14 protein-coding genes are annotated in these 26,705 nt (G+C 67.5%); 2 read left to right on the top strand and 12 right to left on the bottom strand.

Annotated features, from left to right (window positions below; translation table 11 throughout):
- Positions 1-459 precede the first annotated feature (459 nt).
- Both KOR34_RS25940 and KOR34_RS25935 read right to left on the bottom strand, forming a co-directional pair.
- Positions 460-1,005 carry a PEP-CTERM sorting domain-containing protein gene (locus KOR34_RS25940; protein WP_146569065.1) on the bottom strand — a complete coding sequence of 182 codons (546 nt, stop codon included), beginning with the start codon at positions 1,003-1,005 and terminating at the stop codon, positions 460-462.
- 245 nt (positions 1,006-1,250) lie between these two features.
- Positions 1,251-7,373, bottom strand: a complete 6,123-nt coding sequence (locus KOR34_RS25935) for an alpha-2-macroglobulin family protein (RefSeq protein WP_146569064.1) — start codon at positions 7,371-7,373, stop codon at positions 1,251-1,253.
- Positions 7,374-7,657: 284 nt separating this feature from the next.
- Between KOR34_RS25935 and KOR34_RS25930 the strand changes: the two genes are divergently transcribed.
- Together KOR34_RS25930 and KOR34_RS25925 are read left to right on the top strand one after the other, a co-directional pair.
- Complete coding sequence (locus KOR34_RS25930; RefSeq protein ID WP_146569063.1) at positions 7,658-9,085, top strand: undecaprenyl-phosphate glucose phosphotransferase; 1,428 nt, start codon at positions 7,658-7,660, stop codon at positions 9,083-9,085.
- Positions 9,086-9,582: 497 nt separating this feature from the next.
- The gene (locus KOR34_RS25925) at positions 9,583-10,401 is read left to right on the top strand and encodes a helix-turn-helix transcriptional regulator (protein ID WP_146569062.1); all 819 of its coding nucleotides are present in this window, start codon (positions 9,583-9,585) and stop codon (positions 10,399-10,401) included.
- A 4-nt stretch (positions 10,402-10,405) separates the two neighbouring features.
- Here the strand turns inward: KOR34_RS25925 and KOR34_RS25920 are convergent, their stop codons facing one another.
- The 10 genes from KOR34_RS25920 to KOR34_RS25875 all read right to left on the bottom strand — a co-directional run bounded on the left by KOR34_RS25920 (position 10,406) and on the right by KOR34_RS25875 (position 26,385).
- Positions 10,406-11,146: an ABC transporter permease gene (locus KOR34_RS25920; RefSeq protein WP_146569061.1), complete on the bottom strand. Its 741-nt coding sequence runs from the start codon at positions 11,144-11,146 to the stop codon at positions 10,406-10,408.
- A 49-nt stretch (positions 11,147-11,195) separates the two neighbouring features.
- Entirely contained in the window at positions 11,196-12,350 is a 1,155-nt protein-coding gene (locus tag KOR34_RS25915; protein ID WP_146569060.1) for an endonuclease/exonuclease/phosphatase family protein, read from the bottom strand.
- Between the two features lie 93 nt (positions 12,351-12,443).
- A complete protein-coding gene (locus tag KOR34_RS25910; RefSeq protein WP_146569059.1) occupies positions 12,444-14,735 on the bottom strand; it encodes a GH92 family glycosyl hydrolase in 2,292 nt (763 codons plus the stop codon).
- Positions 14,736-14,910: 175 nt separating this feature from the next.
- Positions 14,911-16,464: an alpha-L-arabinofuranosidase C-terminal domain-containing protein gene (locus KOR34_RS25905; RefSeq protein WP_146569058.1), complete on the bottom strand. Its 1,554-nt coding sequence runs from the start codon at positions 16,462-16,464 to the stop codon at positions 14,911-14,913.
- Between the two features lie 32 nt (positions 16,465-16,496).
- Entirely contained in the window at positions 16,497-19,079 is a 2,583-nt protein-coding gene (locus tag KOR34_RS25900) for a glutaminase family protein (protein ID WP_146569057.1), read from the bottom strand.
- A 142-nt stretch (positions 19,080-19,221) separates the two neighbouring features.
- Positions 19,222-19,629 (bottom strand): hypothetical protein, encoded by a 408-nt coding sequence (locus tag KOR34_RS25895; protein WP_146569056.1) that lies wholly within the window; start codon positions 19,627-19,629, stop codon positions 19,222-19,224.
- Between the two features lie 53 nt (positions 19,630-19,682).
- Complete coding sequence (locus KOR34_RS25890; protein WP_146569055.1) at positions 19,683-20,840, bottom strand: DUF1559 domain-containing protein; 1,158 nt, start codon at positions 20,838-20,840, stop codon at positions 19,683-19,685.
- Between the two features lie 42 nt (positions 20,841-20,882).
- Positions 20,883-22,394: a LamG domain-containing protein gene (locus KOR34_RS25885; protein WP_146569054.1), complete on the bottom strand. Its 1,512-nt coding sequence runs from the start codon at positions 22,392-22,394 to the stop codon at positions 20,883-20,885.
- A gap of 68 nt (positions 22,395-22,462) precedes the next feature.
- A complete protein-coding gene (locus KOR34_RS25880; RefSeq protein WP_146569053.1) occupies positions 22,463-23,944 on the bottom strand; it encodes a LamG domain-containing protein in 1,482 nt (493 codons plus the stop codon).
- Positions 23,945-24,060: 116 nt separating this feature from the next.
- Positions 24,061-26,385 carry a glycoside hydrolase family 2 protein gene (locus KOR34_RS25875; protein ID WP_197531757.1) on the bottom strand — a complete coding sequence of 775 codons (2,325 nt, stop codon included), beginning with the start codon at positions 26,383-26,385 and terminating at the stop codon, positions 24,061-24,063.
- Between the last annotated feature and the right edge of the window lie 320 nt (positions 26,386-26,705).

Below are 26,705 nucleotides of genomic sequence, written 5' to 3'. Positions count from 1 at the left end.
CCACCCGCTACGGGCAACGCGCCCAGGCCGAGACCACCATCAGCATGCTCAAACGCCTCCTCGGGCCCCAGCTGCGAGCACGAAAAAAGCCCATGCAGCGACGCGAAGCCGCCCTCAAGACCCTCACTCTCAACCTCATGATCCTCTAAACATCTAGAAGCTTTCTACAGAGCTACAAAAGTCCGTCCGTGCTGAAGCCGAGGATTTCGTTTCACGCTTGTATATCAGTGTCAAACGATTCAGGGGTCTCCTCCGATGGGGGACTTTTGTCCCTGCTGTCTCGCCCATAGGGACAAAAGTCTCAGACGTATGGCCGCGGCCGTCCTGCGGCGGACAGGCGCGGCTGTGGCGTCAGCACTCTGCGCGCACCACGCCTAGCGATGCCCCCCATTGGACCCCACCAAGTGGCCGGTTTCTACAAAGAAACACCGGGATTCCTGTGGCCGGCGGTGGGTGTGCCTACCGACGGCGGCGACGGCAGCACACTGCGCCCGCAGCCGCGAGCGCCAGGCCGAGGGACGCCGGCTCCGGCACACCGGTCGAGCGGGTGTAGGCGAAGCTGCCGCCGGCGCTGGAGCCAACTCCCCAGTCGTCGATCCGGAGATCGATGTAGATGTCCTCCGCCGTCAGGTGCAGCACGAAGTCCTTCCCAACCGAGCTCGGAGGTCCGCCGAAAGGACCTCCCAGTCCGAACAGGTCGAGCCAGGTGCTGAACGTGAGCGACCCCAGGTCGGCGGTCGTGCCCAGTGCCCACTCGGTGCCCGCCGGGCTGGCGTTGTCCTGGAAACTCTCCGAGGCCGCGTTGTAGAAGCCCCGGGTGTTGGCGCGGGTGATCCAGACATCGTCGGTGATGCGGTCCTGGTTCTCCGCCAGCGTGGGGTCGGCGAACGAGGCCTTGCTGAACGACAAGCTCGGCCCGTCCCAGATGGTCTGGCCGAAAGCCGCTGAGTGGCAGAACAGGCAGCCGGCAAGCAGGGCCGCCGATACGCGAGTGGAATGAGTCATGGCGCCTTCTCCGAGGTGTTCCGTAGCTTGCGGGCGGGGCCCCGCATGGGGGGTAGGTAGAGTATCGATTCTAACCGCTGCGCGTACCGAGAGCGAATGGCGCCGCTCGACGCCTGGCCAATGTTAAGGAAGCGTGAAGGCGAGCCGCCTGCTAGCGCCTCAGCCGTCTGACTTCGATTGTAGTCAGCGACCGGGTTGGCGCCCTGTGCAGGAAACCGTAGTGATGCACCACAGCGGCCGGCGCGTTATTCGGCTTGGGCGGCGGTGGCCCCCTCCACGACGCGGACCTTGATTTCGTTGCTGTTGCCCCGCACCTCGGGCGCGTACATCGCCTCGACCTGCGTCGGCAACGCGCTGAAACGGCCGGGTGTCTCGGCCCGCAGGCGGTAGCTTACGCTCCGGTCGCCGCGTGCCAGGCGGCGGGCGAACAGGTTCACGGACTGGTCGCGGTACTCGACGTACGCGCCGATCTCGTTGCCGTTGTAGCCGCTCTGCACCTCGACCGGCTCGAAGCCGGCCGCCTTCGGGTCGGTGATCAGCAGGTACTCGTAGTCGTTCTTGCTCTCGAGCGTCAGCTCGACCTCCACCAGGTCGCCGCTCTGGACCGAAGCCAGGTTGGTGATCTCCTCCCGCGAGTACTTCTCGGTGCGTTGGCCAACCGCCTGGCCGCGTCCGCCGGCGACCTGCGTCGGTTGGTCGGCGCGGGTCAGCTTGTACAGCTTCCGCTCCACGCGGACCTCCAGGCCGGTAGCGCGGATGTCGTCCTCGAGCGTGAAGTTGGTCAGGTAGCCGTTGTAGAACAGCCGGCCCTCGCCGGTCTTGCGGAGCTCGACCGTGTGACGGCCGGGCGCGAGCGCCGCGCCCTCGATGACCAGGGCGTTGTCGAAGCTGAACAGGTTGTCGGCGGTGATCTTCACCTCCTTGCGCTTCTCGCCGTCCAGCCAGACCTCGACCGCCAGGTCGGGCTGCGCCTGGTTGGTCGCGCGGAGGTAGTCGGCCATCGCCTCGACCACCAGCGCCGTGTCGCGGGTGCTGTTCCAGTAGGTGGCGTGGCTGCGGTTGTTCAGCAGGTACTTCACCAGGCCGGAGGCGAGGTCGCCTTCGGGCTCGGTCGCCGCGAGCAGCTTGAGGAAGTAGGCCTGGGCCTCGTACTCGCTGCCGTACCAGTACCACCAGGAACCGCCGCCCAGGTCGAGGTAGGCGGTCTGGTTCTCGTCGTCGGTGCGGACGAACTGCTTCAGGTTCTGCACCACCATGTCGCGTTTCTCGACCTGGTCGCCCTCCTTGTGCAGCGCCAGCCCGAACGTGGCCAGGCTGTACGGCGCGAGGCCGGTGCGGTCGCGGTACAGGAAGTCCCGCATCGGGGGGCTCGACTCGCCGGCCTCGACCAGCGTCAGGTACACCAGCGCGTCGAGGTTGTCGGCCCGGCGCTTGTGGGGCTTGGAGTCGTCCCGCACGTTGCCGTCGGCGTCGACGTTGTTGAGCTTGGCGAGCTCGCCTTGTTGATGGTTCTCGAGCCACTGCCGGCCGCGGTCCAGCACGTCAGGCAGGATCGCGACATCGTTCTGCTTGGCGACCAGCAGGCCGCGCATCACGACCGCCGTCGTGTGGGGCCAGCTGTGCTCGCCGTAGCCGCTGAACCAGCCCCAGCCGCCGTCGGTGAGCTGCATGTCGGTCAGCCGCCGCACGCCTGCCTTGACGATCTTGTCGAGCTCGGCCTGGTCGAACACGGCGCTTCGGTCGTACCGCCGCCAACGGGCCTGGCGGTCGGCGGCGGGGCCCAGCTCCTGCGGGTTGAGGTTGGTCTGCTTGTCCTTGATCGCCTGCAGGTCGACCCCCAGGTCGATCAGCGTCTGCTGGGTCACGACCGCCGGGAGGAAGCGGTTGAGCGTCTGTTCGGTGCAGCCGTGGGGGTAGTCGATCAGGTAGGGCAGGGCGTCGACCATGGCGCCGGCCAGCGTGGGCGAGTAGCGGACCTCCAGCCGGGTCTGCTCCGCCCGGCGTTTGGCGGGCACCTGGATCTCGAACGCGCCCCGCTGCGCGTCGGCGGCGATGACGCCGCTGTACGCGTCCTGCTTGAGCACGCCGTGCACGCGGACCGGGAACGACAGCTCCATGGCGTCGGATTCTTCGTCGGTCAACGCGAACGCGCGGACCTTGGCCTGACCCTCCTTCATGGCCGTCACTCGCCAGTCGACGCGTCGGTCGCCGCCCGCGGGGACGTCAACCTCCTGGGTGAGCTGCGAGGGGGACTCGAGCGCGCCGCCGTCCAGCTCCAGCCGGACCGTGACGCGTTTCTCCTGCTCCAGGTAGTTGTGCACGTTGGCCGAGAGGAAGACCTCGTCGGTTTCGACCAGGAACCGCGGCGTCTGCAGACGCACCAGCAGGTTCTTGCGGGTGACAACCTCGGCCGTGCCCTGGCCGACGCGCGCTCCGTGGCCCATGCCCCAGGCGCTGACCTTCCACGTGGTGAGGTTCTCCGGCATCTTCAGCGAAACCTCGCCGATCCCGTCCGAGTTGGTCTCGAGCGACCCCCGCCACAGGGCCGTGTCGGCGAACTCGCTGCGGACGGCGGGCTCGACCAGCGGCTGCTCGCCGTCGGCGGGCGCCGAGTCGGCGGCGAACTCCGACATCTCCATGTCCACGGCGTCCATCACCGCCCCGGCGGGCGCCATGGCGGGCATGGGCGCCCCGCGGGACATCATGCGCATGCCACCCATCCCGCTGTCCCTGCCGCGTCCTAGCACCGCGGTCTTGGTTTGAATCTGATCACCGAACACGCCCAGCCGCTGCATGCCCAGCTGGCCCGGCGGGACCAGGTTGTAGCCGGTGTGCGAGAGGCTGTCGGAACGGTTGGGGTGGTGGGTGTGCCGCCAGTCCCAGAAGTGCTTGCGGATGTCGCCCACGTTGGACCCGCCGGAAATGTACTCGACGCTCTTGTCGTAGATGGTCAAGGCGGTGTCACCCACGACCGGTTTGCCCTCTTCGTCGGTCAGGCGGAGCTGGACGGTGGCCTCCTGACCAGGCTTGTACGCCTTGGCGCCGGTCAGCAGCTCGAGCTTCAGCACCTTGCTGACCGGCGGGACCGCGATGTCACGCACGGCCTGCAGCACCCGTGCGCCGCCAACGGCGGTCGCCTCGACGATCAGGTTGGGCATGTCGGACTGTTTGACATCGATCTCGACAACGGTGCTCTTGCCGTCGAGCTGCACGAGCCGCGGTTCCGGGTAGACGCCGTTGGCCGGCCTCACGAACAGCAGCACCGCCGACCCGGTGCGGGCCGTGCTGACCTGCAGCCGGACCTTCTCGCCGGTGAGGTACTCGGCCTTGTCGGGGACGATCTCAAGGTCGTTGAAAGCGAACCCGGCGCCGTCAAAACCCTCGCCGGCGATCGTAAAGACGTGGCCCCCCTCGATCTCTTGCCCGGCATCTGTCTTGGAGGTGAACGACAATCGGTACTGGCCGGGCTCCGATGCTTTGATCTGCAGGCTGGCGAGCCCGTCGGCCTTGGTGGCGAGCTCCCAGCGGCGGACCTCGGTCTCTTCGGGCTCTTGCCCGTCGCCGCTGTAGGTGAGTTTCAGCAGCCGCAGCACCCCGGTCTTGGCGAGCGGCTCGCCGCCGGCGGACCGGACCGCGACCCGTGCCTCCAGCGGATCGCCTACGCGGTAGTGCCCGCGGTCGGTCCAGACGTACGCGCGGTACGGCTGGCGGGCGACCAGGACGTCGCCGGCGCCGACGATGGTGCGGCGCGACTCGTCGACCACCTGGGCCTCGATGTGGTAGTTGTGGTCGGAGTTGGGGTGCAGCGCCTTGGCGAGCGAGGTGTCAATCTCGACCTCGATCGAACCGTCGGCGCCGATGGGCGTCTCGCCCTCGGCGACCACCTCGGGCGGGTCCGGCTGCCGCCAGGGCCACCAGCCCGGTGTCGGGCAGCGGACGCCCCAATGGCGGAAGCCGGGGTGCCAGTCGTAATCGCACCCTAGCCAGCCGTAGCCCGGCCCGTAGAGCCAGTCCCAGGGGCGGGGCGGGAACCAGTCGGCGTCCCGCTTGGTGCGCGTGACCTTGTACTTGACGACCGCGTTCACGACCGGCGAGCCGAAGTAGTAGCGGGCCTCGATCTTGGCGGTGAACTTCTCGCCGAGCGCAACGCCGTCGTGGGGCGCCTCGACGGTGACCTCGTACTCGGGTTTCTTGTACTCCTCAACCCGGAACCCACCGGCGCCGTGCCCCAGCACATTTAGCTGGTAGGCGCCCAGCGTGGCGCCGTCGGGCAGCTCGTACTCGCCCTCGATCGCGCCGTAGGCGTTGGACGTCAGCGTGACCTCCTGCACCTTCTCGTTGCGGCCGTCGGTCAGCTCGACGCGGAACGACTTGTGGGCGAACTCCGAGGTGTTCTCCGCGGCGCCGTACTCGGCGCGCTGGACCCAGGCCTTGTAGTGCACCTTCTGCCCCGGGCGGTAGACCGGCCGGTCGGTGATGACAAACGCCTTGGTCTGGTTGTACTGCTGGCGGTGCAGCCGCGACCGGCCGAACCCGTCGAAGCCGAGGTAGGCGAAGCGGCCGTCGACGGTCGTGGCGATCGCCAGCCACTGGTAGTTGGGCTCGCGGGGCTTCTCGGCCACGTCGACGCGGACGAGGCCGCCGGCGTCGGTCTTCTCGGCGAACCGCTGGGTGTCGACCTGGTAGCGGTTGGGGCGGTCTTCGACGGCCCGCTGGCGGAAGCCGAACAACTCGATGGCGGCGCCGGCCACCGGCCGGCCGTTCTTGGCGTCGGCGACGAAGTACAGCTGCTTGCCGTCCAGCGGCTTGCGGACGATAGCCGTGTCCGCCAGCCACAGCACGGTGTGGCTGACTGCGCCGTCGGCCGGCTTGGCGGTCAGCCAGTACGCGCCCGACTTTTGCAGCGGCGTGGTGATGGTGATCTGCTGGTCGAAGTGGTCGGCCGGCGGGTCGAGGTCCAGGTCCCACTCGGCGGCGACCTCGCCCAGGTACTGCTCCTGGCCCTCCCTGAGCAGCCGGTGCCCGACATTGCTGATGTCGAGCTCCTCCCATTCAAGCTTTTCCGGGCGGGAGTCGAGGTACGCCTTCACGTCCATCAGCAGCTTGCGGATGTCGATCTGCTTGGCGGTCAGGTGGACCGAACCCGCGTTGCGGAAGCGGTACTCGACCGTCGCGCCCTGACCGGCGGGCTGCGGCTCGGTTGGCTGGAACTCGCCCCAGTCACCCACGATCTGCTCTCGTGATCTCTGGAACGACTCGCGCTGCCGTTCGGTGGCGTGCTCGAGCGCCGCGTCGAAGTACTCCACCGCTCGCGGGTACTGACGGCGGTTCTGGAACAACTGGGCCAACGAACTGGCGGCCTGAACCAGCGGGTGTTTGAGCTGCTGGGCCGACGGGTTCTGGAGCACCTCCTGGTAGAGCTTGATGTGGTTCTGGTCGGCGGGGAGCTTGAACCGCCGCACGCCGGTGGCCAGGCGGGCGATGGTCTCGTCCTCGGCGAGGGTGTGCAGCGTGAAGATGCTGGCCTCGTTGCCGCTGTCCTGGTTGAGCAGCGGGAAGTACTGGGCCATCGTCTGCACGCCGAACTGGCTCTCCAGGAACCGGGCGCGCATCAGCAACGCCTGCGACCGCTCGTAGTCGCCGTGGCCGGCGTATTGCTCGAGGGCCCACCGCCAGCGCTCGCCGTCGTTGCGGGCGGCGTCCCAGGAGTCGGGCAGGGCGTAGAAGACGGGCTCGCCGTCGGCGTCGACTGGCGCACCCTGGCCGCCCCCGCCGCGGCCCCAGCCGTCCTCGTAGTCGGGCAGCTCGTCGAGGTTGGTCAGCAGCTGGAGCTGCCAGGCCTGCTGCTGGAAGCGGCCGCCCATCAAAGCATCGATCAAGGCCCGCGCGACACCACCCGGGGAGCGCTCGCCGTCGAGCTGCGACGCGTCGCGCAGCAGCTGCAGCACCCGGACGCGGTCGCGCTCGTACGAATTGACCACCTTCGCCCGCCCACGCACGCCGCCGCGGCGGAACTCGCCGGCGACCATCGCGCCGTAGTGGGGCAGGTTTTCATACGACTGCGCTACCTTTAGCAGCACGCCGGGGTTCTTCGGGTAGGCCGCCGCCACCGCCTCGAGGAAGGCGTCGGTCTCCGCGACGCGGTTTAGCTGGGCCAGGCTGTTGACGCACTGACCGATCGCGGGGACCAGCTCGTCATCGGGCAGGTTCTTGCCGAGCAGGCCGGCGCTGAGGGTGTCGTACGCCAGCTTCCAGTTGCCCTGATCGGCGGCCCGCTGGCCGGGCAGTGGCGGTGGGTCTTGGGCGAAGGCCATCGAGAGCAACGCCGCCGCGGGGAGCAGCAGCAAGAACTTCTTCCGTTGAATCATGGCGCCTGTTCGTTCCGGTAGGCGGGGGAGGTCCGTCGCAGGACAGGATACGCCAGTTGGACGGATTGAGGTAGCTGTGAGTTCCCCGCGGCCGCCGCAGCGGCCTGCGGCCCTGGCCGGGCGGTTGTCGACGGGCGTCAACGACCGGTTGACATTTCGCCACACGCCCCCGCAGGCAGGCCGCCCGGGGCCTGCGTTTCCCGTTGTTTTCTAGCGTCCGGCCCACTGGCGCCGGGCTTGCAATCAGTCTGGGCGTTCCGCCACCGACACCGTGAGCCCTCCCGATGAACTCGACCACCCGCGGCATCCGCCAGCACAGCTCTGTCCTCCACGGCGTCCACCGACTGCTGGACGCGGTTGCGATCGCCGGCACGCTGTACGTGGCGCTGCAGGCCACGCCGACCGGCGGCGAGGCGGGGCACACGCTGGCCAACGAGTGGCTGATCATCTCGGCCGCCGCGGTGCTGGCGATGCACGTCGCGGCCGAGGTGACCGGCGTCTACCACAGCTGGCGGGGCGACCGGCTGCGCCGCGAGCTGGGGTGCATCGCCATGACCTGGGGCTACGCCATCGCCGGCCTGCTGGGCGTCGGCCTGGTGTCGCACTACAACGTCCGCTTCACCTACGAGACCAAGGTCGCCTGGCTGGTCGCCGCCCCGCTGTCCATGATGGCAATCCGGGTCGCTATCCGGGGCGTGCAGAAGGCGCTCCGCAAGCGCGGCCTCAACACCCGCACGGTCGCGATCTGCGGCGCCAATGAGCTGGGCCTGCAGCTCGCCGAGAACCTGAACGGCTGCCCGAGCCTCGGCCTGCGTGTCGGCGGGTTCTACGACGACCGGGGCGTGGGCGAGGACGCGGGCCGGGTGGCCGACGCGGGCGACCGCGCCGGTGACCTCGACCAGCTCGTCGCCGATTGCCGCAGCGGCCGTGTGGAGTCGGTCTACATCACCTTCCCCATGCGGGCCGAGCAGCGGATCCGCAACGTGCTGTCGAAGCTTTCTGACACGACCGCCAGCGTGTACATCGTGCCGGACTTTTTCGTGTTCGAGTTGATGCACGCCCGCTGGACCAACATCGATGGCCTGCCCGCGGTGAGTGTGCACGAGAACCCGCTGCACGGCGTCGACGGCCTGTTCAAGCGGTTCTGCGACCTGCTGTTTGGTTCGCTGCTCCTGGCCCTGTTGGCGGCGCCGATGGCGGTAATCGCGGCCGCGGTGAAGCTGACCAGCCGCGGCCCCGTGTTCTTCCGCCAGAAGCGGTACGGCCTGGACGGACGCGAGATCCTGGTCTGGAAGTTCCGCAGCATGCGGACCGAAGACAACGGCCCCGTGGTGCGGCAGGCGACCCGCGGCGACAGCCGCATCACCCCGCTGGGCGCCGTGCTGCGACGGACCTCGCTGGACGAGCTGCCGCAGCTGTTCAACGTGCTGCAGGGAACGATGAGCCTGGTCGGCCCCCGCCCACACGCCACCGCGCACAACGAGCAGTACCGCACGCTGATCGACGGTTACATGCTCCGCCACAAGGTGAAGCCGGGCATCACGGGGCTGGCCCAGGTCATGGGCTTCCGCGGCGAGACCGAGACCCTCGACAAGATGCAGGGCCGCGTCCGCTACGACCACCAGTACATCCGTGACTGGTCGCTGTGGATGGACCTCAAGATCCTGGTCCGCACGGCGTTGGTGGTGCTGAAGCAGGAGAACGCGTACTAGCACGCGGCTGGCGGCGTCACATCCCCGCCAAATGGCCCCTGACTTCGGTCTATCCCGAACGCGGTTGCTATCGGCCTGTTCCGTAGGCCAGGGGCCATTTGGCGGGGTTGCGAGACGCTTGTGTGTCCTGCGGTGGCGGTGTTTCGAAGGGTTGTGTCTTGGTGTTCGCCGGGGATGCGGCGGGCTTGGAAACTTTTCGTAGCCGTCCGCCGGGTTGCCTGCGGTCGGCTATCGGACGCCGCGCACGGCGGCGAGGTTCACCAAGTTCCCTCGAGGCCCGGCGGCCTACTGGAAAGCTAGTTCCCAAGCGCCCGCGGGCCAGTCTGTTCATCGATTCTTCACCGGGCCCGGGTGAGTCGAATCCCCGCAGTTGTGGACGACGCCGGCCCCGCGCCCTACTATCCGCCGATTATGTTCGCTAAGTTTACTTTTCGTATCACCCCTGGGGGGGATCCATCCTACGGGTTCCCCTGCTAGCGAATCCTGGGAGTGCGCGGATGTCGGATCAGGAGTCATCGCCGAGTGATCAGGAGATGATCCTGATCGAGGACGCGGTGGCGATCGCCAAGCTGCTCGGCGAGGTCGCCGGGAACGAAGGCGACGTCAACGCGCGCAAGCGGCTGCTGATGCGGCGGCTCAAGGAACTGACCGGGGCCGACGGGTGGTTGTGGACGGTCTCGTACTGCGACCACTCGGCCGACACGCCGATGAGCGTCGGCGCGATCCACGAGGACCTGACCGACGGGCAATTTGCTGGCTGGCTCGAGGCGAGCCAGATCGGGCAGCAGCCCCCTCCGGAGAACGCGCCGCTTTGCCACGTTCTTGCTGAGGGGCAGCACTTCACGCGCACACGCGACCAGCTGGTGCCAGACGAAGACTGGTACAACCACCCCACGATCAAGAAGTACCGCCTGGACCGGGGCATCGACGACTTCTTGTACAGCATCTTCCCACTCGGCTCGGTCGACACGTACAGCGCGATCGGGCTGTACCGCCACGTCGGCCGCGAGCGGTTCTCGGCCCGACACCGCCGGATCGCGCATATCATCCTCGCCAACGTGGATTGGTTGCACTTTGCCGGCGCGCCCGTATTGAACCCACGTGTGGTGCGCGAGCTGACGCCGACGCAGCGGGTGGTGCTGGTGCACCTGCTCGACGGCCGGCGACGGCCCGAGATCGCCGAGTCGATGGCGATCACCGAGAACACCGTCCGCGACCACGTCCGCAGCGTGCTGCGGTTCTACGACGCCAAGGACCAGCTCGACCTGGTCTGCAAGTTCCGCGCGGGCAACGGGCGGGATCTGGCGGCCGTGTAGCCGCTCACGGGGCAGGCGTACCGTCATCGAGCGGGTCCGCGCCGACGTGGCGGGACTCGAACCACAGGTAGCACGCGCCCGACAGGCCCGCTGAGCCGTACACCATGGCCATCACCATGATCTGGTAGCGGGCCGCGATCAGCGGGTCCACGCCGGCCAGCACCTGGCCCGTCATCATGCCCGGGATCGACACCAGACCGACCGCCAAGAGCGCGTTGGTAGCGGGGATCATGCAGGCCCGCATGGCCGCTGCACGGGCCTCGCAAGCGCGGACTCCGCGGCCCGTTTCGGCTTCAAACCGCTCAGCGGCCAGGCTCACAGTGTTCATCGCGTTGGCCAACGCCATCCCTGCCAGGGGGACGACGTACCGCGGCTCGAACCAGGTCTCGAGCGACAGCACCACCTGGGTGCAGACGCCCAGCGTGACCCCGCCGCCAATCAGGATGGAGAGCACCGCCCGGCCGCGGCGTCGCCAGGTGGGACGGTCCACCGTGCGGAGCGCGATCCAACCGGCCGACAGCAGCATCACCGTCAGCACCAGCCCCACCACCGCGGGCTGATCGGTCTGGAAAACCAAAGTCAGCACGTACCCTATCACGAGCAGCTGCGCGAGCATCCGGCCGAGGGCGTAGACGCCGGACCACGGGGCGAGCGACCACCGCCACAGGATTGCGAGCACCGCCGCGACCGGGATGAGCGTCACCGCCAGGTTGCGTAGCGGGATGATGGGGAGTTCGGCGAGCATGGGAGTATTGTGCCACGCGTCGCCGGCGCCGTCAGGGCGGCAGGCCGGGTCACACCACTCGCGGGGCGACCCGGCCTGCGCCCAGGGTGTGCTGGTCCGCCTCGTCGGACTTGATGTCGCGTTGCTCGGCGTCCTGCTTGCCCTCTTCCAGAATCTCCTCGGCCTCCTGCCGGTCCCCCTCGCCTGCGCCGGGGTCTTCCGCGGCGGCCGCCGGCGGGACGACGTCGGCGATGACGCCGAAGTGGTCGGAGCCGGGCAGCTCGATCCGGCTGAGCTCGCGGAGCTGGAACCCGGGCGAAACAAACACGTGGTCGATCGGGAACCGCAGCAGCGGGTAGTGGGACGGGTAGGTGTTGTACAGGCCGCGTCCCACCCGCGGGTCGTGCAGCCCGCTGAGCCGCTTGAAGAGCCGCGTGGTGTGCGACCACGCGACGTCGTTGAAGTCGCCGGTCACGATGCAGGGAGTGTCGCCGCTCTTGGCCACCTCGTCGGCGACCACCACCAGCTCCGCGTCGCGGACGCGGCTGTCGCGCCGCTCCTCGCCGGTGCTGTCCCGCAGGCCGGGCGGCGTGGGGTGGACGCAGATCAGGCGTACGCTGCGGCCGCCTGGCAGGGCCAGCCCGGTGTGGATCGAAGGGCGCCGTTCGCTTATCAGATAGCGCACCTCGGGGTCCTCCAGCGGCAGCCGCGACCACAGCGTCAGGCCCAGCCCCTCGCCCTCGACCGTGCCGCTGTGGTGGGGCAGCGACTGCTGGAGGGGCGCGAGCGCTTCGGCCCAGGCGTCGTCGAACTCGATGAGCAGGAGCACGTCTGGCTGCGTGCTCCGCAGCTTCTCGAGCATCGCCTGCTTCTGGTCGTTCGTGTACTCGAGGTTCGCGATCACCAGCCGCAACGAGTCCTGACCGGCGTTCTCGGGCGCGTGGGCGACCTCCTGTGAAGTCAGGCCGGTGTACCGGACCACATGGGAAAGCTGCCAACCAAAGGCCAGCAGGCAAACGGCCGCCAGCAGACCACGCTCGCCGAACCAAGGCGCCTGCCCGCCCGCTACCGCGAGCAGCAGCACCGGCAGCAGCGAGACCGCCGCGAGTTGCAGGCGGGGGAAGTCGCAAACCCGCACCCACCAGGCCCCCACAGGCAGCAGTGGGAGTAGGGTCGCCACTACTACAAACGCGGAGACAAGTCGTGCGATCCAGAACCAGGGCATGCCAGCTGCGGGAGATAGGAAAGGGGCAGACTCCGCGAACGCCTCCCATCTTGTCCGCTGGCGTCGCCGCGGGCAAGCGTGGCCGCCGTCGGTCTACTCCGCCGCCGTGGAGACCGAGTACGGCCGGTCTTGTGGCCTGACGCCCCGATCGCGGTTGGGCTCCGGGCCCATCTGGAGTTTCAGCACCCCGCCGCTAGTGACCTCTTCATGAGTCAGGTAGTTCCGCTCGAACGGCCGGCCGTTCAGGGTGGCCCGCTGGATGTAGACGTTCTCTGGCGAATTGCCATCCGCCTCGACCACGAACTTGCCGCCGTCCTCCAGCGTGATGGTCGCCTTCGCGAAGGCCGGGCTGCCGATCACGTACTGGTCGACACCCGGGCAGACCGAGTAGAAGCCCAGGGCGCTCAGCACGAACCAGGACGATGTCTGCCCCTGATCCTCGTCGCCGGGGTAGCCGTCCTCGGTGGCGTTGTACAGCTTCCGCATCACTTCACGCGTCCACCGCTGCGCCTTCCAGGGCTCAGACGTGTACGCGTACAGGTAGGGCATGTGCTGGATCGGCTGGTTTCCGTGCGCATACTGCCCCATCTGGCCGAGCACCATCTCGCGCATCTCGTGGATGGGGGCGCCGTACGTGCCGGGCTTGAACTCCGCCGGCGCGTCGAACACCGCGTCGAGCTTGGCGATGAACGCCTGGTCGCCGCCGAGCAGCTCGGCCAGTCCGGCCGGGTCGTGGAACACGGACCACACCCAGTGCCAGGCCGAGCCCTCGGTATAGGGGCCGCCCCACTCGATCGGGTCGAAACGGTCGTTCCACTTTCCGTCGGCGTCGCGGCCCCGCATGAAGCCGGTCTCGGCGTCGAACACATGCTGGTAGCTCCGCATCCGAGCCGCGAACTTCTGGGCGTAGTCGTCGTGCCCGGTCAAGGTCGCCAAGTGGTAGCCGCACCAATCGTCGTAGGCATATTCAAGGGTTTTGGCGGTCCCCTCGCGGAACTCGGGATACGGCAGGTATCCCAACCGGTCGATAACGTCTGCCCCACGGCGGCCATTGGCGGGGCCCCACGGGCCTTTCTCACTCGACTCGTGATCGTACGCCTCGAGCGCCACGGCGGGGTCGAACGTGTGGATTCCCTTGGCCCACGCGTCGGTCAGCAGCGAGATGGCGTGGTTGCCGATCATGCTGCCCGCCTCGCCCGGGAACGACCAGCTCGGCAGCCAGCCGCACTGCCGGTACGCGGCCATCAGACCCTGCATGTAGCGGCCGTGCATCTCGGGGTAGAGCAGGGCGTTGAGCGGCATCTGGGCGCGGAACGTGTCCCACAGGCCGGTGTCCGTGTACAGATAACCCTGGTGGAGCTCGCCGTCGTACGGGCTGCGGTAGAAGGGGTCGCCGTTCTCGTCACGCTCGTAGAACTTCCGCGGGAACAGGCTGGCGCGGAAGTAGCACGAGTAGAACGTGTCGGTACGCTCCTCCGAACCGCCCTCGACCATGATCGTGCCAAGGTGCCGGTTCCAGACCTCCTCCGCGGCCTGCTTGACCTCCTCAAGCTGGTTGTAGTCGCCGAGCTCGCGGTTCAGGTTGAGCTCCGCCTGTTCCGCCGAGACATAAGACGACGCCGCCTTGGCCTGCACGACCGCGCCAGGAGGGAAGGTGACGTAGGCGCCGGCGCCGCGACCGCGGGCCTGGTCCTGGCCGGGTTCGACCTCGCCCGACCGCGCCCGCCAGCAGCCGAACGCCTGGTACGGGGTGTCGAACTGCACGACGAAGTGGTTCACGAAGCCCCGCGGCTGGTTGCGGCCGTTGCGGACCCAGCCGACGATGCGGTTGTTATCGGGGTCCAGACGCACCTCGCTCCGGCCGGTGTAGCCGTCCAGCACGAGGTGCGCGTCGCGTTCGGCCGGGAACCGGAACCGCAGCATCGCGCCGCGGGTCGTGGGCGAGATCTCTGTCTGCACGCCGTTGGCCAGCTTCACGCCGTAGTAGTGGGGCTTGCCGACTTCATCGTCGTGGCTGAAGCGGGCGGCGCGGGCGTGCTGGTCGACCTTCAGGTCGCCGACGACGGGCATCAGCGAGAACACCGCGTAGTCGTTGCTCCACGAGCTGCACTGGTGGGCCTGCTGGAACCCCCGGATTGTGTCCTTGTGGTACTGGTACTTCCAGCCATCGCCGTTGTGACCTGTCTGCGGCGTCCAGGTGTGCATGCCAAACGGCAGCGCGCAGGTTGGGTAGGTGTTGCCGCGGGTGAGCTCGAACCGCGAGTTGGTCCCCTGCAGCGTGTTGACGTGCCGAACCAGGTCGGGCAATTCGTCGGCATTCGCGGCGCCCCGGACGCCGAGGGCGAGGAGTGTTAGCAATGCGAGCGACGAGGCGCGGAGGGGCATAACGGCAGGTGTGGGGCGGGGAGCGTGGGGAGGGGAGATGCTTCCAGGCTAAAAACGTGACGCCCCCGCCGCAAGCGGCGGGGGCGTCGGTCACTAACTTCCGTTCTCGGATCCTGGCAGCCGATTGGGAAGCAAGCAAGCTTGGTAAGTTGTTGCGCCGCGCGGTGGTCTGCGGCTAAGCGGGCAGGGACACCTCCACGGCGGTTACCGACGCGGCCGGGAACTTCCACGGCTGCCCTGGTTGCAGCTCGCGTTTTTTGATCTGCATCACCCGGTCGCTGTTGAGGTGCGACACCTCGACCATCGGGTCGTCGGCGATCTGGTGCGCGGCCGCGGTGCCAGTCGGTAGGTCGCCCAGATCAAGCACCGCCTCGACCGGCTGGTTCTGATTCGTGTTCACGACGTGCAGGTACAGCTTGTCGTCGCCGCGGCTCGCCACCACGTCGAGCCCCGGCGGGGTGTGTTTCACGTCCGTTGTGTGGGCGCCGATGTGGTGGCGGTAGAGCTGCATCACGCGGGCGACCGGCATCAGGTAGGCTGCGCCGGAGCCGGCGGGGGTCGGCAGCATGACGGCGTTCACCTGCCAGCGGTTGCCGCAGAAGTCGGCGGCGGTGGCGATCTTCAGCACGTCGGCGTGCCGCTGGTGGTTGTTCAGGATCCGACCGTACGACACGCCGGCGGCCCAGGTCGACAGCACGTCGCAGCGGTTGCGTCCGGGGATTGCGAAGTGGCACTCGGTCATCGCCAGCGGCAGGTCGACGCCGGTCAGGCTGTCGCGCACCTCGCGGATCTTGCGGTCGTTCTTCTCCCACGCGTCCATCAGCACCTGCCAGGTCGCCGACGGGTCGCGGCGGTACCGCTCGCCGCGCAGCACCGGCTCGCGGCGGTTGTCCGGGTCGAACATCTGGTGGAACGCCAGCATGTCGATCTGCTCGCCGGCCACCGCCGCCATCCGGGGCGCCCAGCCGCTGTCGCCCCAACCGATGATGGAGATCGACGGGTCCCGCTCGCGCATCGCCCGGGCGAACTCGACCGTTTTGCGGGCGGTGGTCTCGAGGTCGAAACCGTTGCGGTCGTAGGAGGTCTCGTTGCCGATCTGCCAGTGCTTGATGGTCAGCGGCTGCTGGTGGCCGTGGCGCTTCCGCTCGCCGTTGTCCGGGTCGTTGCAGTACGAGACCCAGTCGGCAGCCTCCTGGGCGTCGCCCGAGCGGGGCCTGCCCTGGGCGTGCATGAAGCGCTCACGTCCATCGGACTCGAAGTTGACGCACATCAGCGGGTCGGCGCCAACGCGGCGGCAGAAGTCGACAAACTCGGCCGTGCCGACCTGATTCGACTCGATGCCGCCCCACTGCAGGTTGAGCATCGGCGGCCGCTGGTCGCGGGGGCCGACCCCTTCCCGCCAGCGGTAGAAGTCGGTGTAGATGCCGCCCCACCGCATCATGGTCGGCGCCAGGCGGCGGGTGGCGTCCACCAGGTCGCCCCGCCAGTCGTTCCGGGTGTGGTCCCACGAGGCCTCGACCGAGCTGTCCGTGACGCCCAGCGGCTCCATGAACTGCATGTACAAGTATGGCGAGATCTCGTGCACCGGCGTTGGATCGACGACGATCTTCTCGACCGAACCGCCGCCGCCGGTCGCGGCCCGCGACAGGGCTGCGGGCGCTACGGCCGTGGCCGCGAGCGACTGCAGCACCCTGCGGCGGGCGATCGGGTTGTCGGACGGCTTGGTCATGCGGTGGTTGAGTGCTTCGGGACGTCGCTGTTTCACTGCTGGGCGGCGACGCGGGGCGTCTGCTCTTCGACCGTGGCGAGGCCGACGTCGATGTACTGGCCGCCGGTGCGGTTGCGGCACGAGACCGCAAACACGTTGCCCTCGGGCTTCAGCGTGGCGAGCGCCTCGGGGCGGATGAACGCCAACTCGTAGTCGGTCGAGTAGCCGCCCAGCGAGGCGGCCAGCACGCCGTTGATGTAGACCTCCGCGTCCTCGTCGTAGTGCACGTGCAGGCGGACGTCCGCCGGTGCGTCGGCAGGCATGTCGAACTCGCGACGCAGCCAGATCCGCCGGCCGGTCCACTCGGCGCCGATCCGGGCGTTGGGCGTTCCGTGGGCGCCGAAGCCTGCCTTTGCGACCCGCCAGCCGGAGTCGTCAAAGCCTGGCGCCCGCCAGCCGTCCCCCGGGCGGGACGTGGTGTACCGCCAAATGGGCGCAGTCGCCTTGCGGTCGGCGGCCGAAGCGACTACCTCGGTCACCTTGGGCGGGATCGGCATCGGCGCGTAGTCGCCGGCATTGGTCACGTCCCGCGAGGCCCACTTGTCCCACGCGTCGGCGTTGTAGAGCATCCGCATGAACACGCCGCCTACCACCGGCCGGGCGGTGAAGCCAACTTTGCGGGCGGTGTCGGTCTTGTACCAGTCGGTCATCGGCTGGCGGTTCGGGGTCTTGTCCAGGAACTTCACCACGGGCCGGGCGAGCGTCTGGAAGTCATCCTTGCTGTCGGTCAGGCTGGCGGTCCACAGGATCCAGTCGAGCTTGGTGTAGCTGTCGCGGTTGTCCAGCGGCAGGCCGAACTCGTTCTGCACCTTCTTGTAGTAGGCCATCTCCTTCTCCAGCACCTCGTCCGGGAACAGGTTCAGGCCGAGCACCTTGTCCCACACCAGGTTGTACTTCTGGCTCCAGGTGCCGGGGCGGTCGAAGGTCAGGCGGAAGTGGTCGCCGTCGTCGGCGTTCTTGATCCACTGGGCGGCGTACTCCTGGGCGACACGGCGGTACTCGTTGGCGGCGGTCTCATCGCCGCGCATCTCGCACAGCTTGGCGTAGGACCCGAGGCCGCAGATCGCCTTGGCCGACAGGTTCACGTTGTGCGCCAGGTGCCCGGCGAAATCGTCGGTGCAGAGCTGGTGGTCGGGGTCAAAGCCCTCCTCGCGGAGGTAGTTGGCCCACTGCGTGAGCTGCGGCCAGTAGCGGTCGGCGAACGCGTGGTCGCCTTCCAGCTGCGCTACAGCGGCCATCAGGATCAGCATGTTGCCGCTCTCCTCGACCGGCATCTGGTTCTCCTCGCTGGTCTCCCCGCCGCCGTAGACCTGGCCGTTTGCCTTGGGGTAGGTGCCCAGGTCGTGCGGGGCGAAGGGGAACGTCCAGCGGTCGCTCGCCGCGTACTCCATGAACGGCGCGATAAACGACTTTGCAAGCGAGGGGCCGAACAGCAGGAACTGCGGCGACATCGGGTAGAACACGTCGGAGGTGCCGATGCAGCCGTTGGAGTGGTTCTCCTTGCAGAACTGGATCGGCTGCCCGTTGTCGTCGGCGACAAACTTGCCGGCCGCGAAGCACTGGCGGTACGCCAGCGCGCCGAGGTAGGCGAAGTCGTCGCCGCCGGCCGCGACGAGGTCCGCGGTCAGCTCGGCGTCGAACGCGTCGCAGCGGTCGAGGATCTGCTGGTAGTCGCGGATCGCCTCGGACAGCAGGCCGCCGGCGTCGAGGCCGTTGCGGCGCCAGTAGGGCCGCAGGTTCTTGTGCATAAACTGGATCGAGTAGAGGTCGTCGTACGCGGCGATCAGCCACCGCGACTTCGGCTCGGCCCCGACCTCGCCCAGGTCAAAAGAAACCCGGGCAGCTAGCGACTGGGCGGGCGCCTTGTTGCTATCCCCACCGTCACGCTCGCGGAGCAAAGCCGCCCGCTTACCGACATCCACTTGTGCGCGGTCGGCGGGGGCCGCCAGGTAGAGCGTGCCCCAGTCGATGCGGAGGTCGTCGCCACGGCGGCGGAGGATGTTCTGAGCAACCGAGGCCAGCTCGGCGACCGCGAGGTCGCCAACCGCGGAGGTCGCCACGGTGGCGGCCTCATCGGCGTTGTTGACGGTCAACTCTGCCGAGGCGGTGAACTGCACTCGCACGTCGTGCTGCTTGCCATCGGTCGAGCGGGCCGTATAGGTGACGTACGTGATTGGCCGCGAGAGCAGGTCAATGTCTTCGGGCAGCGACGGCGTGGTGAACTTTAGTTCCAGCTTGACCCCGGCGCCAGCGAACTCGTAGCGGGTCTGCGTCGCCGAAACCTCGAGCGACCGCTGCTCGAGCGCCGGCATGCCGTCGGGGTCAGCGCCCATCACGCGGTACCCCTTGCCGTCGATGGTCACCACGCTCGCCAAGCGGTGCGGCTTGCCGGTCCAGTGCTCCGTGTTGGCGCCGGCGAGTTCCGGACCGGGCGACCAGACGCTGAAGTAGGGGTCGACGGCGATCAGCGGGGTTGCTGGTGGCGCGGCGTCGTGGGGGACCGCCTCGGCGGGGCCAACGATAGCGGCGAGCACGAGGAGGGCGAAGGAGCAGCAGGAGTAGGCGTTCTGTCGCATTATTGAGTGTTCGTGTGGTGGCTGGTCGCTGGCGGGAATGCTGGAGGTGGGTGTTCTGCTAGGTGCAGACGGGCGCGTATCGATCGCCCTTCACGCCCCCGAGGGGGATGTCGGCTGACGCTAGTTGGGTCGGAAACGGACGCTACAGATCAAAGTCCAACTGGTTGGAACCCGATCTGATCGTCACCTTCGTGCCTTGCTTCGGATGGTCCGGCGGGATCGGTTTCACAGGCGGCTGCTTCTGCCCCGCCATCTGTTCCAACTCCTCGCGGCTCGAGACCTCGGGCGGCTTCGGCTGCGCGGTGAACCGGACGGTCGCTTCACCCGTGGCCCCCTTGGTCACGGAGTACTCGCCCGACTCGATGGGCGCCGAGAAGCCGTTCCCGTTGGCGAGTGTGAAGTCGATGATCCCGTACTCGACCGGCTGTCCTTCGAAGGTGACCGAGCCGTGAACGGTTGCCGTGTCGGCGCCCCCTCCGCAGCCGGCTACGACGAGCAACGCAGCGGGCAGGGTGAGCAGGAGCGAGCGACAGTTGGTGATGCGGTTCATGCTAGAATTCGTCGGCGCGGCCCCTCTTGGGCCGCGGTGCATTAGGTTGGTGGCTAGAACTCGATGCTGGCGGTCTCGGGACCGCCAACGAGGTTGCCGGCGCGGGTGCCGATGGCGCGCCACACACCCAAGTCGATGCCGTCGGTGAAGAAGTGCACCGAGCCGTCGCCCATAGCGCCGATTACGCCACCCGCGTGGTGGCTGCGCGCCGCGGCGACCGTCTCCGACGCGGCCGTGTTCTGGGCGCCCGGGTGGTTCTTACCCACGCACAGGTGCTGGAAGGGGTAGTCGCTCTGCAGCGAGGGGCAGGGGCTCCAGACAACATCCGCCTCGCCCGAGTTGGGGCCGAACGTGGTGTTGAACAGGGCGCCGCCGATGTTCCCGTAGATGCTCTCGCCGAACACGCCCCCCCAGCCGAGGTTTTCAACCGGCACGACGCCCTCTGAGATGAGCAGAGTCTTGGACAGACCGTCGGTGAACTTCGACACTTTAACCTTGGCAGGCGCCCCGCCCGAGAAGGCCGCGTCGATGCCGGGGTAGCCCTGGTTTTCCTTGATGGCCATGGCGCCAGGCCCGAAGCCCACATCGCCCGACATCACTTCGCGTCGGAACCTAGCGGTCAGCGGGTTGTCACCGTACAGATTGCCCGAACCGATACAGGCCCGGTAGTTGCCCCGCATAAAACCCCAGGTCGTCGACTCGAGCTCGTTGCCGACAGGAGTCTGGTCGGACGGGCAGTACCAGCCGGCCACCACCGATTCACGGGCCTGCCGCTTCATGTCGTCGGCGTGCCCCGCCGGCCGGTACGCGTTCGCTCCGGCGGTGTCGAAGAGGTCGTGGTACAAGTCCTGCACGGCCTGCTCTTCATGGAACGGCAGCGTGTACTGGCTCCAGGTGTAGGCGTCCCAGCGGTCGCACTTCCGGCCGTAGGGCAGGTGCTTGTTGGTCGACTCGTAGTTAATACAGGCGAGGGCCAACTGCTTCTGGTTGTTCACGCAGCCGGTGCGGCGGGCGGCCTCGCGGGCGGACTGCACCGCCGGCAGGAGCAACGCGATTAGGATGCCGATGATCGCGATCACCACCAGCAGCTCGACCAGGGTGAACCCGACGCGGGGCGCCCGACAAAGCGGGGCCCGCCCGATACGCCCCGCGGTCGGAGCGTACTGCCCACTTCGGGCGGACCCACGGAAATCGCTGTTAACACAAGTCATGACAAGAAACCAGGTAAAGGGTTTTAGGTGGCTTGGCGATCCTTACCGCCGACGGCGGGCGAACGCCGCCAGGCCTGCGGTGGCCACAAGTCCCAGAGCGAACGGCTCCGGTGCAGACGACGCGCCCGCACTCGAGACATACGAAACGCCGCCGATAAACAGTCCTGAGCCGGGCTGGCCGTAGTTGAAGGTCAGGTCGTTGGCGCCGGCAGTGTTGAACGCCGTTCCGAGCGACAGCGAACCCCCGGGGGCGATCACGGTGCCGCTTCCTTCGAGCAGCAGCTCGCTGAGCAGCTCGGCGTCCGAGCCGCCGGCCTCGGTCCACGCGCCGCCCCCCCCGCCACCGGTCTGGCCGTAGTTGTCACGCCAGACGTCGTAGTCCTCGGGGCCAAACTCCCCTCCCAGGCCGTCTCGCCAGACGGTGTAGTCCGCCGCGTCAACCGATCCATCCTCGTTGAAGTCGCCTTGCAGCGACCCGCCGACGCCCTGGTCCTCGAGGCTGTTCCAGCTCCCGGGCGCCAGAGCGCCGCTGTCGCTGCCGATCTCGTAGTAGTCCATGCTGATAGCGTTAGCGGTGTTGTTGCGGATGGTCACCGCGCCGCTGGAGGTGTTCACCTCGAGCGTCAGGCTGGAGGAGGCGCCGAAGTGGAGCAGGTCGGAAACGCCGACCGCGTGGTCCGAGATGCGGACCTCGTCGATGAAGCCGTAGGCGCGGTCGACGTGCCCACCCGCGTACAGGCCGCGGCCCACCGACCAGTCGCCGGTGTTCCAGTCGCCGCCGTCGCCGGCGCCCGGGGTCAACGCCGTGTTGGTGCTGCCGCTGGCGGTCAGGTCGGTCTGGGCGACCAACTGGTAGCCGGTGCCCGCCGATGCGTTGGCCAAGTAAAGCGACAGTGTGGAGCCGTCGCTCACGCCTGCGGCGTGGTACCACACGGCGTCCGCGTCGGTCTCGGTGCCCGGGTCCCAGGTGTCAAGCGTCCCGCCCGGCGCCTCGGCCGCGTGGAAGAACCCGTCCTGGTCGGCAAACTTGATCGCGAAGCCGTTTCCAGGCACCGCCTGGAAGTAGACTGCGGCCAGGTCGGCGTTGTCGTTCACGACGCCGGTGGAGTCCCGGCCAACAACCGTGCGGAAGCCGCCGTTTTCAAGTTTGAACGAGGCCTCGATGGTGAACGCCGACGGGGCGATTGTCTGGATGGCAGTCGGGCCGGTGAACATGGCGGGGCCGCCGCCGGTGTTCTGTACACTGAAGTTATTGGCGGCGCCGGTCGCCTCGATGGTCGACACGGGCACCTGCGAGCGGTAGACGTAGCCCGCACCGCCGCCGGTCTCCCACACGGACAGGTCGTTGCCGTTGCCCGAGACGTCCTCGATGTCGGCCGAGTAAACGCCGGCGCCCGGGTCGTTGTGGATGATGTCGGTGTCGACGGGGCCGTCCTCGAAGCGCCAGTAGGCGACCGTGTCTGCCGTTGCGGCCATCGGACCTGCAGCCAGGGCCACGCAAGCGGCGACTGCTGATAGCGCCAGCCCGCGGTTAAGGATGGGACGAGTCTTCATGGGTATCTCCACGTTGCTGTTAGTTTCGGTGTGGTTTCGCTATGGATTAGTGAACTTCTCGGACATCGCTACCGGCGGCGGACCGCGGTGAGGCCCAGGCCGCTCAACGCCAGCAGCACAACGGCCGTCGGCTCCGGCGCGGCGCCAAGGGCGGCGAACGCCGCGGCGCCGTTGGCGGCGATGAAGTCGTCCTTGAACAGGCGGAAGTCGATGTAGTTGTTGGCGCCGTCGCCGTTCAGGTCGCCCGCGATGGCCAGCTCGTATGCGGAAAGCCCTGAGAGGTCCGTGTGCGTGTTGGCGGCGAACAGGTCGAAGTCGTCGGCGTCGATGTCACCGTCGGTGTCGAGGTCGCTGCGGGAGAATCCGCCGTCGACATTGACGAACTGGACCTCGCCGGTCTGCTCGGTCCCGCCCTGCAGGGTGTACTTGAACCCGATGTCCTCAATCGACGACTGGTTCCAGGCGGCGCCGAGCGTCTGGCTCGTGCTGGCGCCGATGCTCTGCGAGGAGGCCGAGGCCCCGACGATCAGCTCTTCGGTGTCCGGATTGAGGGTGATGTTGCCAAATCCGTTGCTGGCGGTCGGATCGAGCGAGCCGGCGGCCGAGTCAATCCGGAAACCGGTGAGCTGCAGCTGCTCGCCCGTCTGGTTGGCGATCATCATCTCGCCGGTGAGCCGGTCGATAACCAGCGTTGGAACGGCGAGCTCGCCCGGGACCGGGCCGGCGTTGAAATTGGCCGTGACTTCCCCGGCCGACAACGCGTGGTCGTAGACGTTGAACTCGTTGTAGCTGCCGTCGAACAGCGGGTCCGCCCACTGGGCGCGGCCGAGCCAGCTGTTCACCTCATTCATGTTGGTGATGTCGATCGGCGCCGCGGTGCCGGCGCCCACCACGGGGCCGCTATTGACCAGCGCGCCGTTGAGGTACAGGTTCAGCGTGCCGTTCGCGTTGACCGTGGTGTCGGTCTGATCGATGGTCACCACAACGTGGTGTTCCTGCCCGGTTGTGAGCGGGCCGGTCGACTGCACGAACGACTCCATCCCGTCCTGCTGGTGGGTCGAGGCGGCGAACGGGTTGTCGGCTAGCCCCGTCTGCGGGACGACAATGATATAGTCCGAGCCGCCGCCACCGGTGGAGGAGTTCTCGCCAACGTTGGAGGTCCCGAAGTCGCCCAGACGGGCCCAGTTGCGGTTTTCTTGAATCGTGGCCCAGAACTCCAGCGACACCTGGCCGGCGGTCCCAAAGAACGCGGCGTCGGTGACCGTGAAGTTGGGAAGGTCTACGTAAGCGCCGGTCGCGGTCGACAGCGTAAAGTCTTGGTTGCTGTTCGCGCCGTTGTTGTTGGTGAGTCGCAGCTGGCCGCCCGAGTAGAACGCGATGCCGGCCGGGTCGATCAGCGTGCCGTCGGCGTCGCCGGTCGAGTCGTTTGCGGTCCCGTCGTTGAATGTGTAGCTGTGCACCTTGACGGCCTGCGATACGGAAGCGGCCGCTACGGTCGCTGCAAAAGCGAGCAGGGTCGCGGTGCGGCGTGCGGGCATGGTGACGAGCATTTCGGGAGTCCTCCTGGTGGCGATAAGTATTCGAGATTGAATCTTGTTGGTGACGAGCAGCTGCGTGGTCGTTGCACGCGGTGATAAGTGTGCTGGCGGTTCTTGTAGAGCGAGGTTTACTGGGGTTTGCTCTCAGGCAACGGTTGCCGACGGGCCGACGCGGTGGCGCCAGCCAGGTCGGACTTGGTTTGCACGGTCATGAAGCCAAGGTCGATGTACTGCCCACCGGTCCGCTGCCGGCAATGAACGGCGAGCACGCCGCGCCCCGCACGCAGGGCCTCGCGGCCCTCGCTTGGGATCGCGATCAGCTGGTAGTCGGTCGTGTAGCCGGACAGCGTGGCGAGCTTGACGCCGTTGAAGTAGATCTCGGCGTCCTCGTCGTGGTGGACGAAGAAGTACAGGCTTCCCTCGAGGTCGGCGTCGGTAAGCTCGATCTCTCGGCGTAGCCAGATGTCGGTCCCCGTCCACTCGGTCCGCACGATAGCGCCGGGGGTATTGGGCGCGCCGAATCCGGCCCGGCCTAGCTTCCACGCCGAGTCGTCAAAACCTGGCTTGAACCAGTCGTCCGAGGCGGGAGCCTCCGTGGTGTAGCGCCACTGCTCTCCGTGGCCATTGGGGTCTTTGGAGGTGGCGACCGCGGTCATCACGGTGGGGGCGGGGCCGTAAAGTCGTTTGTTCCACTCCGCCGCCCGGTCCGGGTCGATCTTCTCGACCTCGCGGTCGTAGGTCAGCAGGCCATTGATCTCGCCCTCGACGTCGGTCGTCTGGGTGTAGATGGCCGCCGCCAAGCCCTTAGATTTCAGCACCCACAGGTTGTCGATCAGCTGGCGGTAGTGGGAGTGCAGCTGCTCCCTCGACTCGTAGAAGTTGTAGCCCCAGTTGCCGGACTCCTGCCAAAGGTGCCCCTCAACCGCCAGCCCGAGACCGCCGAACTCGCCGAGGACCGACGCACGTGACTCCTCCGGCGCGAACATCGCGGGGCCTGGGTAGTTGTGCATGTCGTGCATGTCGCCCACGCCGCGGTCGGACCAGCCGCTGGGGCCGTCGACCAGCCGGGTCGGGTCGTGCTGCTTCACCCAGGCAAGGATCTCCTCGGTCTTGAACTGGCCCCAGCCCTCGTTGAACGGGACCCAGGCGATGATCGACGGGAAGTTGTGCAGCTGATCCATCATCGCCCGCAGCTCGCGACGGAACACCTGCTCGGACTCAGGAACACGCTCGATATCGGGCTCGTTCCAGCTGATCGCCCGGTCCCCGTTCGGCATATCCTGCCAGACCAGCAGGCCCAGCTTGTCGCACCAGTAGTACCACCGGGCCGGCTCGACCTTGACGTGCTTGCGGCACATGTTGAAGCCGTACCGCTTAGTCATCTCGATGTCGTACTTGAGCGCCTCGTCGCTCGGCGCGGTGTACAGCCCATCGGGCCACCAGCCCTGGTCGAGGGGGCCGAGGTTGAACACCGGTTCGCCGTTGAGGAACAGCCGGTTGAATCCGTCGTCGGCCTTCCGAAGCTCTACGCTCCGCATCCCGAAGTAGCTGTCGACCGAGTCGACCACCTTGCGAGACTCGTCGGCGCCCGGGACGGCGAGCTCAACGTTGAGGTCGTACAGGCGGGGGGAGTCGGGCGTCCAGAGTTCGGCGTTCGGCGCCTTGAGCCGCATCGGCGCGTTTGCGCGGCCGGTCTTGCGGTAGAAGAGCTCCTCGCCACGCGGCACTCGTGCGCGGACGATCGCTTTGTCCGCGTCGGGACCGACCACTTCCGCGACAATCTCTAGCTCGCTCGAGTCAACGTGCGGAGTCACTTTCAACGACCGGATGTAGGTGGCGGGCACACGCTCCAGCCAAACCGTTTGCCAGATGCCGGTGACCGCGGTGTAGACGATCCCACCCGGCTCAAGCGACTGTTTTCCGTGCGGCTGCGTGCCGCGGTTGGTGGGGTCGAGGACCTTAACCACCAGCGTCTGCGGACCGCTCTCGCCGAGCGCCTCGGTGATGTCGAAGCTAAAGGCATCGAAGCCGCCCTGGTGAGAGCCGACGCGTTTGCCGTTCACCCACACGGTGGCGTCCCAGTCGACTGCGCCGAAGTGCAGCAGCAGGCGACCCCCTTTGAGCGCGGGGGCCTCGAACATGCGCCGGTACCAAACCGCGTCCCCCTCTTCCACCCGCTTGCCCACGCCCGAGAGGGGCGCCTCAACCGGGAAGGGGACAACAATCTGATCGGCGAACTTGGCCGGTTGCGGCTCGTCGGCGCCTGTCAGCGCAAAGTCCCACTCTCCATTGAGATTGGTCCAATCGCTGCGGACCAGTTGCGGACGCGGGTACTCAGGCAGCACATGGCTGACGTCGAGGTCCTTGCCCCAACGCGTCATCACGGGCTGCTTGCCTGACTCCTCCGCCAGGCAGACGCCGCTCACCCAGGCCGATGCCAGGGCAACAAGCACTACAGTCAGGGCGCGTGACGAGATTTGATGAAGAGCGGTATTCAAAGCAGAAGCCTAACGAAGACGAAGACCAGGATCGCAAGACAAGCGTTGCATCAACTCCGCCGCGTGGTAGACGTGCCGCATCGGGAGCGGCACGCGACCTCGGCGCGCGAAGAAAAGCAGTGCCTCATCAAGGGAGGCCAAAGGGCCATTGATAAGTTCCGCCAGGTATCCAACCGAACGCTTGCGGGCGTCGTCGCCGACACCCACCACGAAGGCCTGCCCCTGATTCCCGTGCCGCCGACACGCTCGGAAGAGTCTTCGTCGCGAGTCGCTTG

Source organism: Posidoniimonas corsicana (assembly GCF_007859765.1).
Lineage (GTDB): Bacteria > Planctomycetota > Planctomycetia > Pirellulales > Lacipirellulaceae > Posidoniimonas > Posidoniimonas corsicana.
This window is presented reverse-complemented; position numbering and strand designations above follow the sequence as displayed.

Excerpts from the sequence above, each read along its gene's own strand:
- KOR34_RS25935 (WP_146569064.1), bottom strand. The coding sequence starts at position 7,373 with ATGATTCAACGGAAGAAGTTCTTGCTGCTGCTCCCCGCGGCGGCGTTG.
- KOR34_RS25900 (WP_146569057.1), bottom strand. The coding sequence starts at position 19,079 with ATGCGACAGAACGCCTACTCCTGCTGCTCCTTCGCCCTCCTCGTGCTC.
- KOR34_RS25925 (WP_146569062.1), top strand. The coding sequence starts at position 9,583 with ATGTCGGATCAGGAGTCATCGCCGAGTGATCAGGAGATGATCCTGATC.
- KOR34_RS25905 (WP_146569058.1), bottom strand. The coding sequence starts at position 16,464 with ATGACCAAGCCGTCCGACAACCCGATCGCCCGCCGCAGGGTGCTGCAG.
- KOR34_RS25885 (WP_146569054.1), bottom strand. The coding sequence starts at position 22,394 with ATGAAGACTCGTCCCATCCTTAACCGCGGGCTGGCGCTATCAGCAGTC.
- KOR34_RS25880 (WP_146569053.1), bottom strand. The coding sequence starts at position 23,944 with ATGCTCGTCACCATGCCCGCACGCCGCACCGCGACCCTGCTCGCTTTT.
- KOR34_RS25930 (WP_146569063.1), top strand. The coding sequence starts at position 7,658 with ATGAACTCGACCACCCGCGGCATCCGCCAGCACAGCTCTGTCCTCCAC.
- KOR34_RS25890 (WP_146569055.1), bottom strand. The coding sequence starts at position 20,840 with ATGACTTGTGTTAACAGCGATTTCCGTGGGTCCGCCCGAAGTGGGCAG.
- KOR34_RS25920 (WP_146569061.1), bottom strand. The coding sequence starts at position 11,146 with ATGCTCGCCGAACTCCCCATCATCCCGCTACGCAACCTGGCGGTGACG.
- KOR34_RS25940 (WP_146569065.1), bottom strand. The coding sequence starts at position 1,005 with ATGACTCATTCCACTCGCGTATCGGCGGCCCTGCTTGCCGGCTGCCTG.
- KOR34_RS25895 (WP_146569056.1), bottom strand. The coding sequence starts at position 19,629 with ATGAACCGCATCACCAACTGTCGCTCGCTCCTGCTCACCCTGCCCGCT.
- KOR34_RS25910 (WP_146569059.1), bottom strand. The coding sequence starts at position 14,735 with ATGCCCCTCCGCGCCTCGTCGCTCGCATTGCTAACACTCCTCGCCCTC.
- KOR34_RS25915 (WP_146569060.1), bottom strand. The coding sequence starts at position 12,350 with ATGCCCTGGTTCTGGATCGCACGACTTGTCTCCGCGTTTGTAGTAGTG.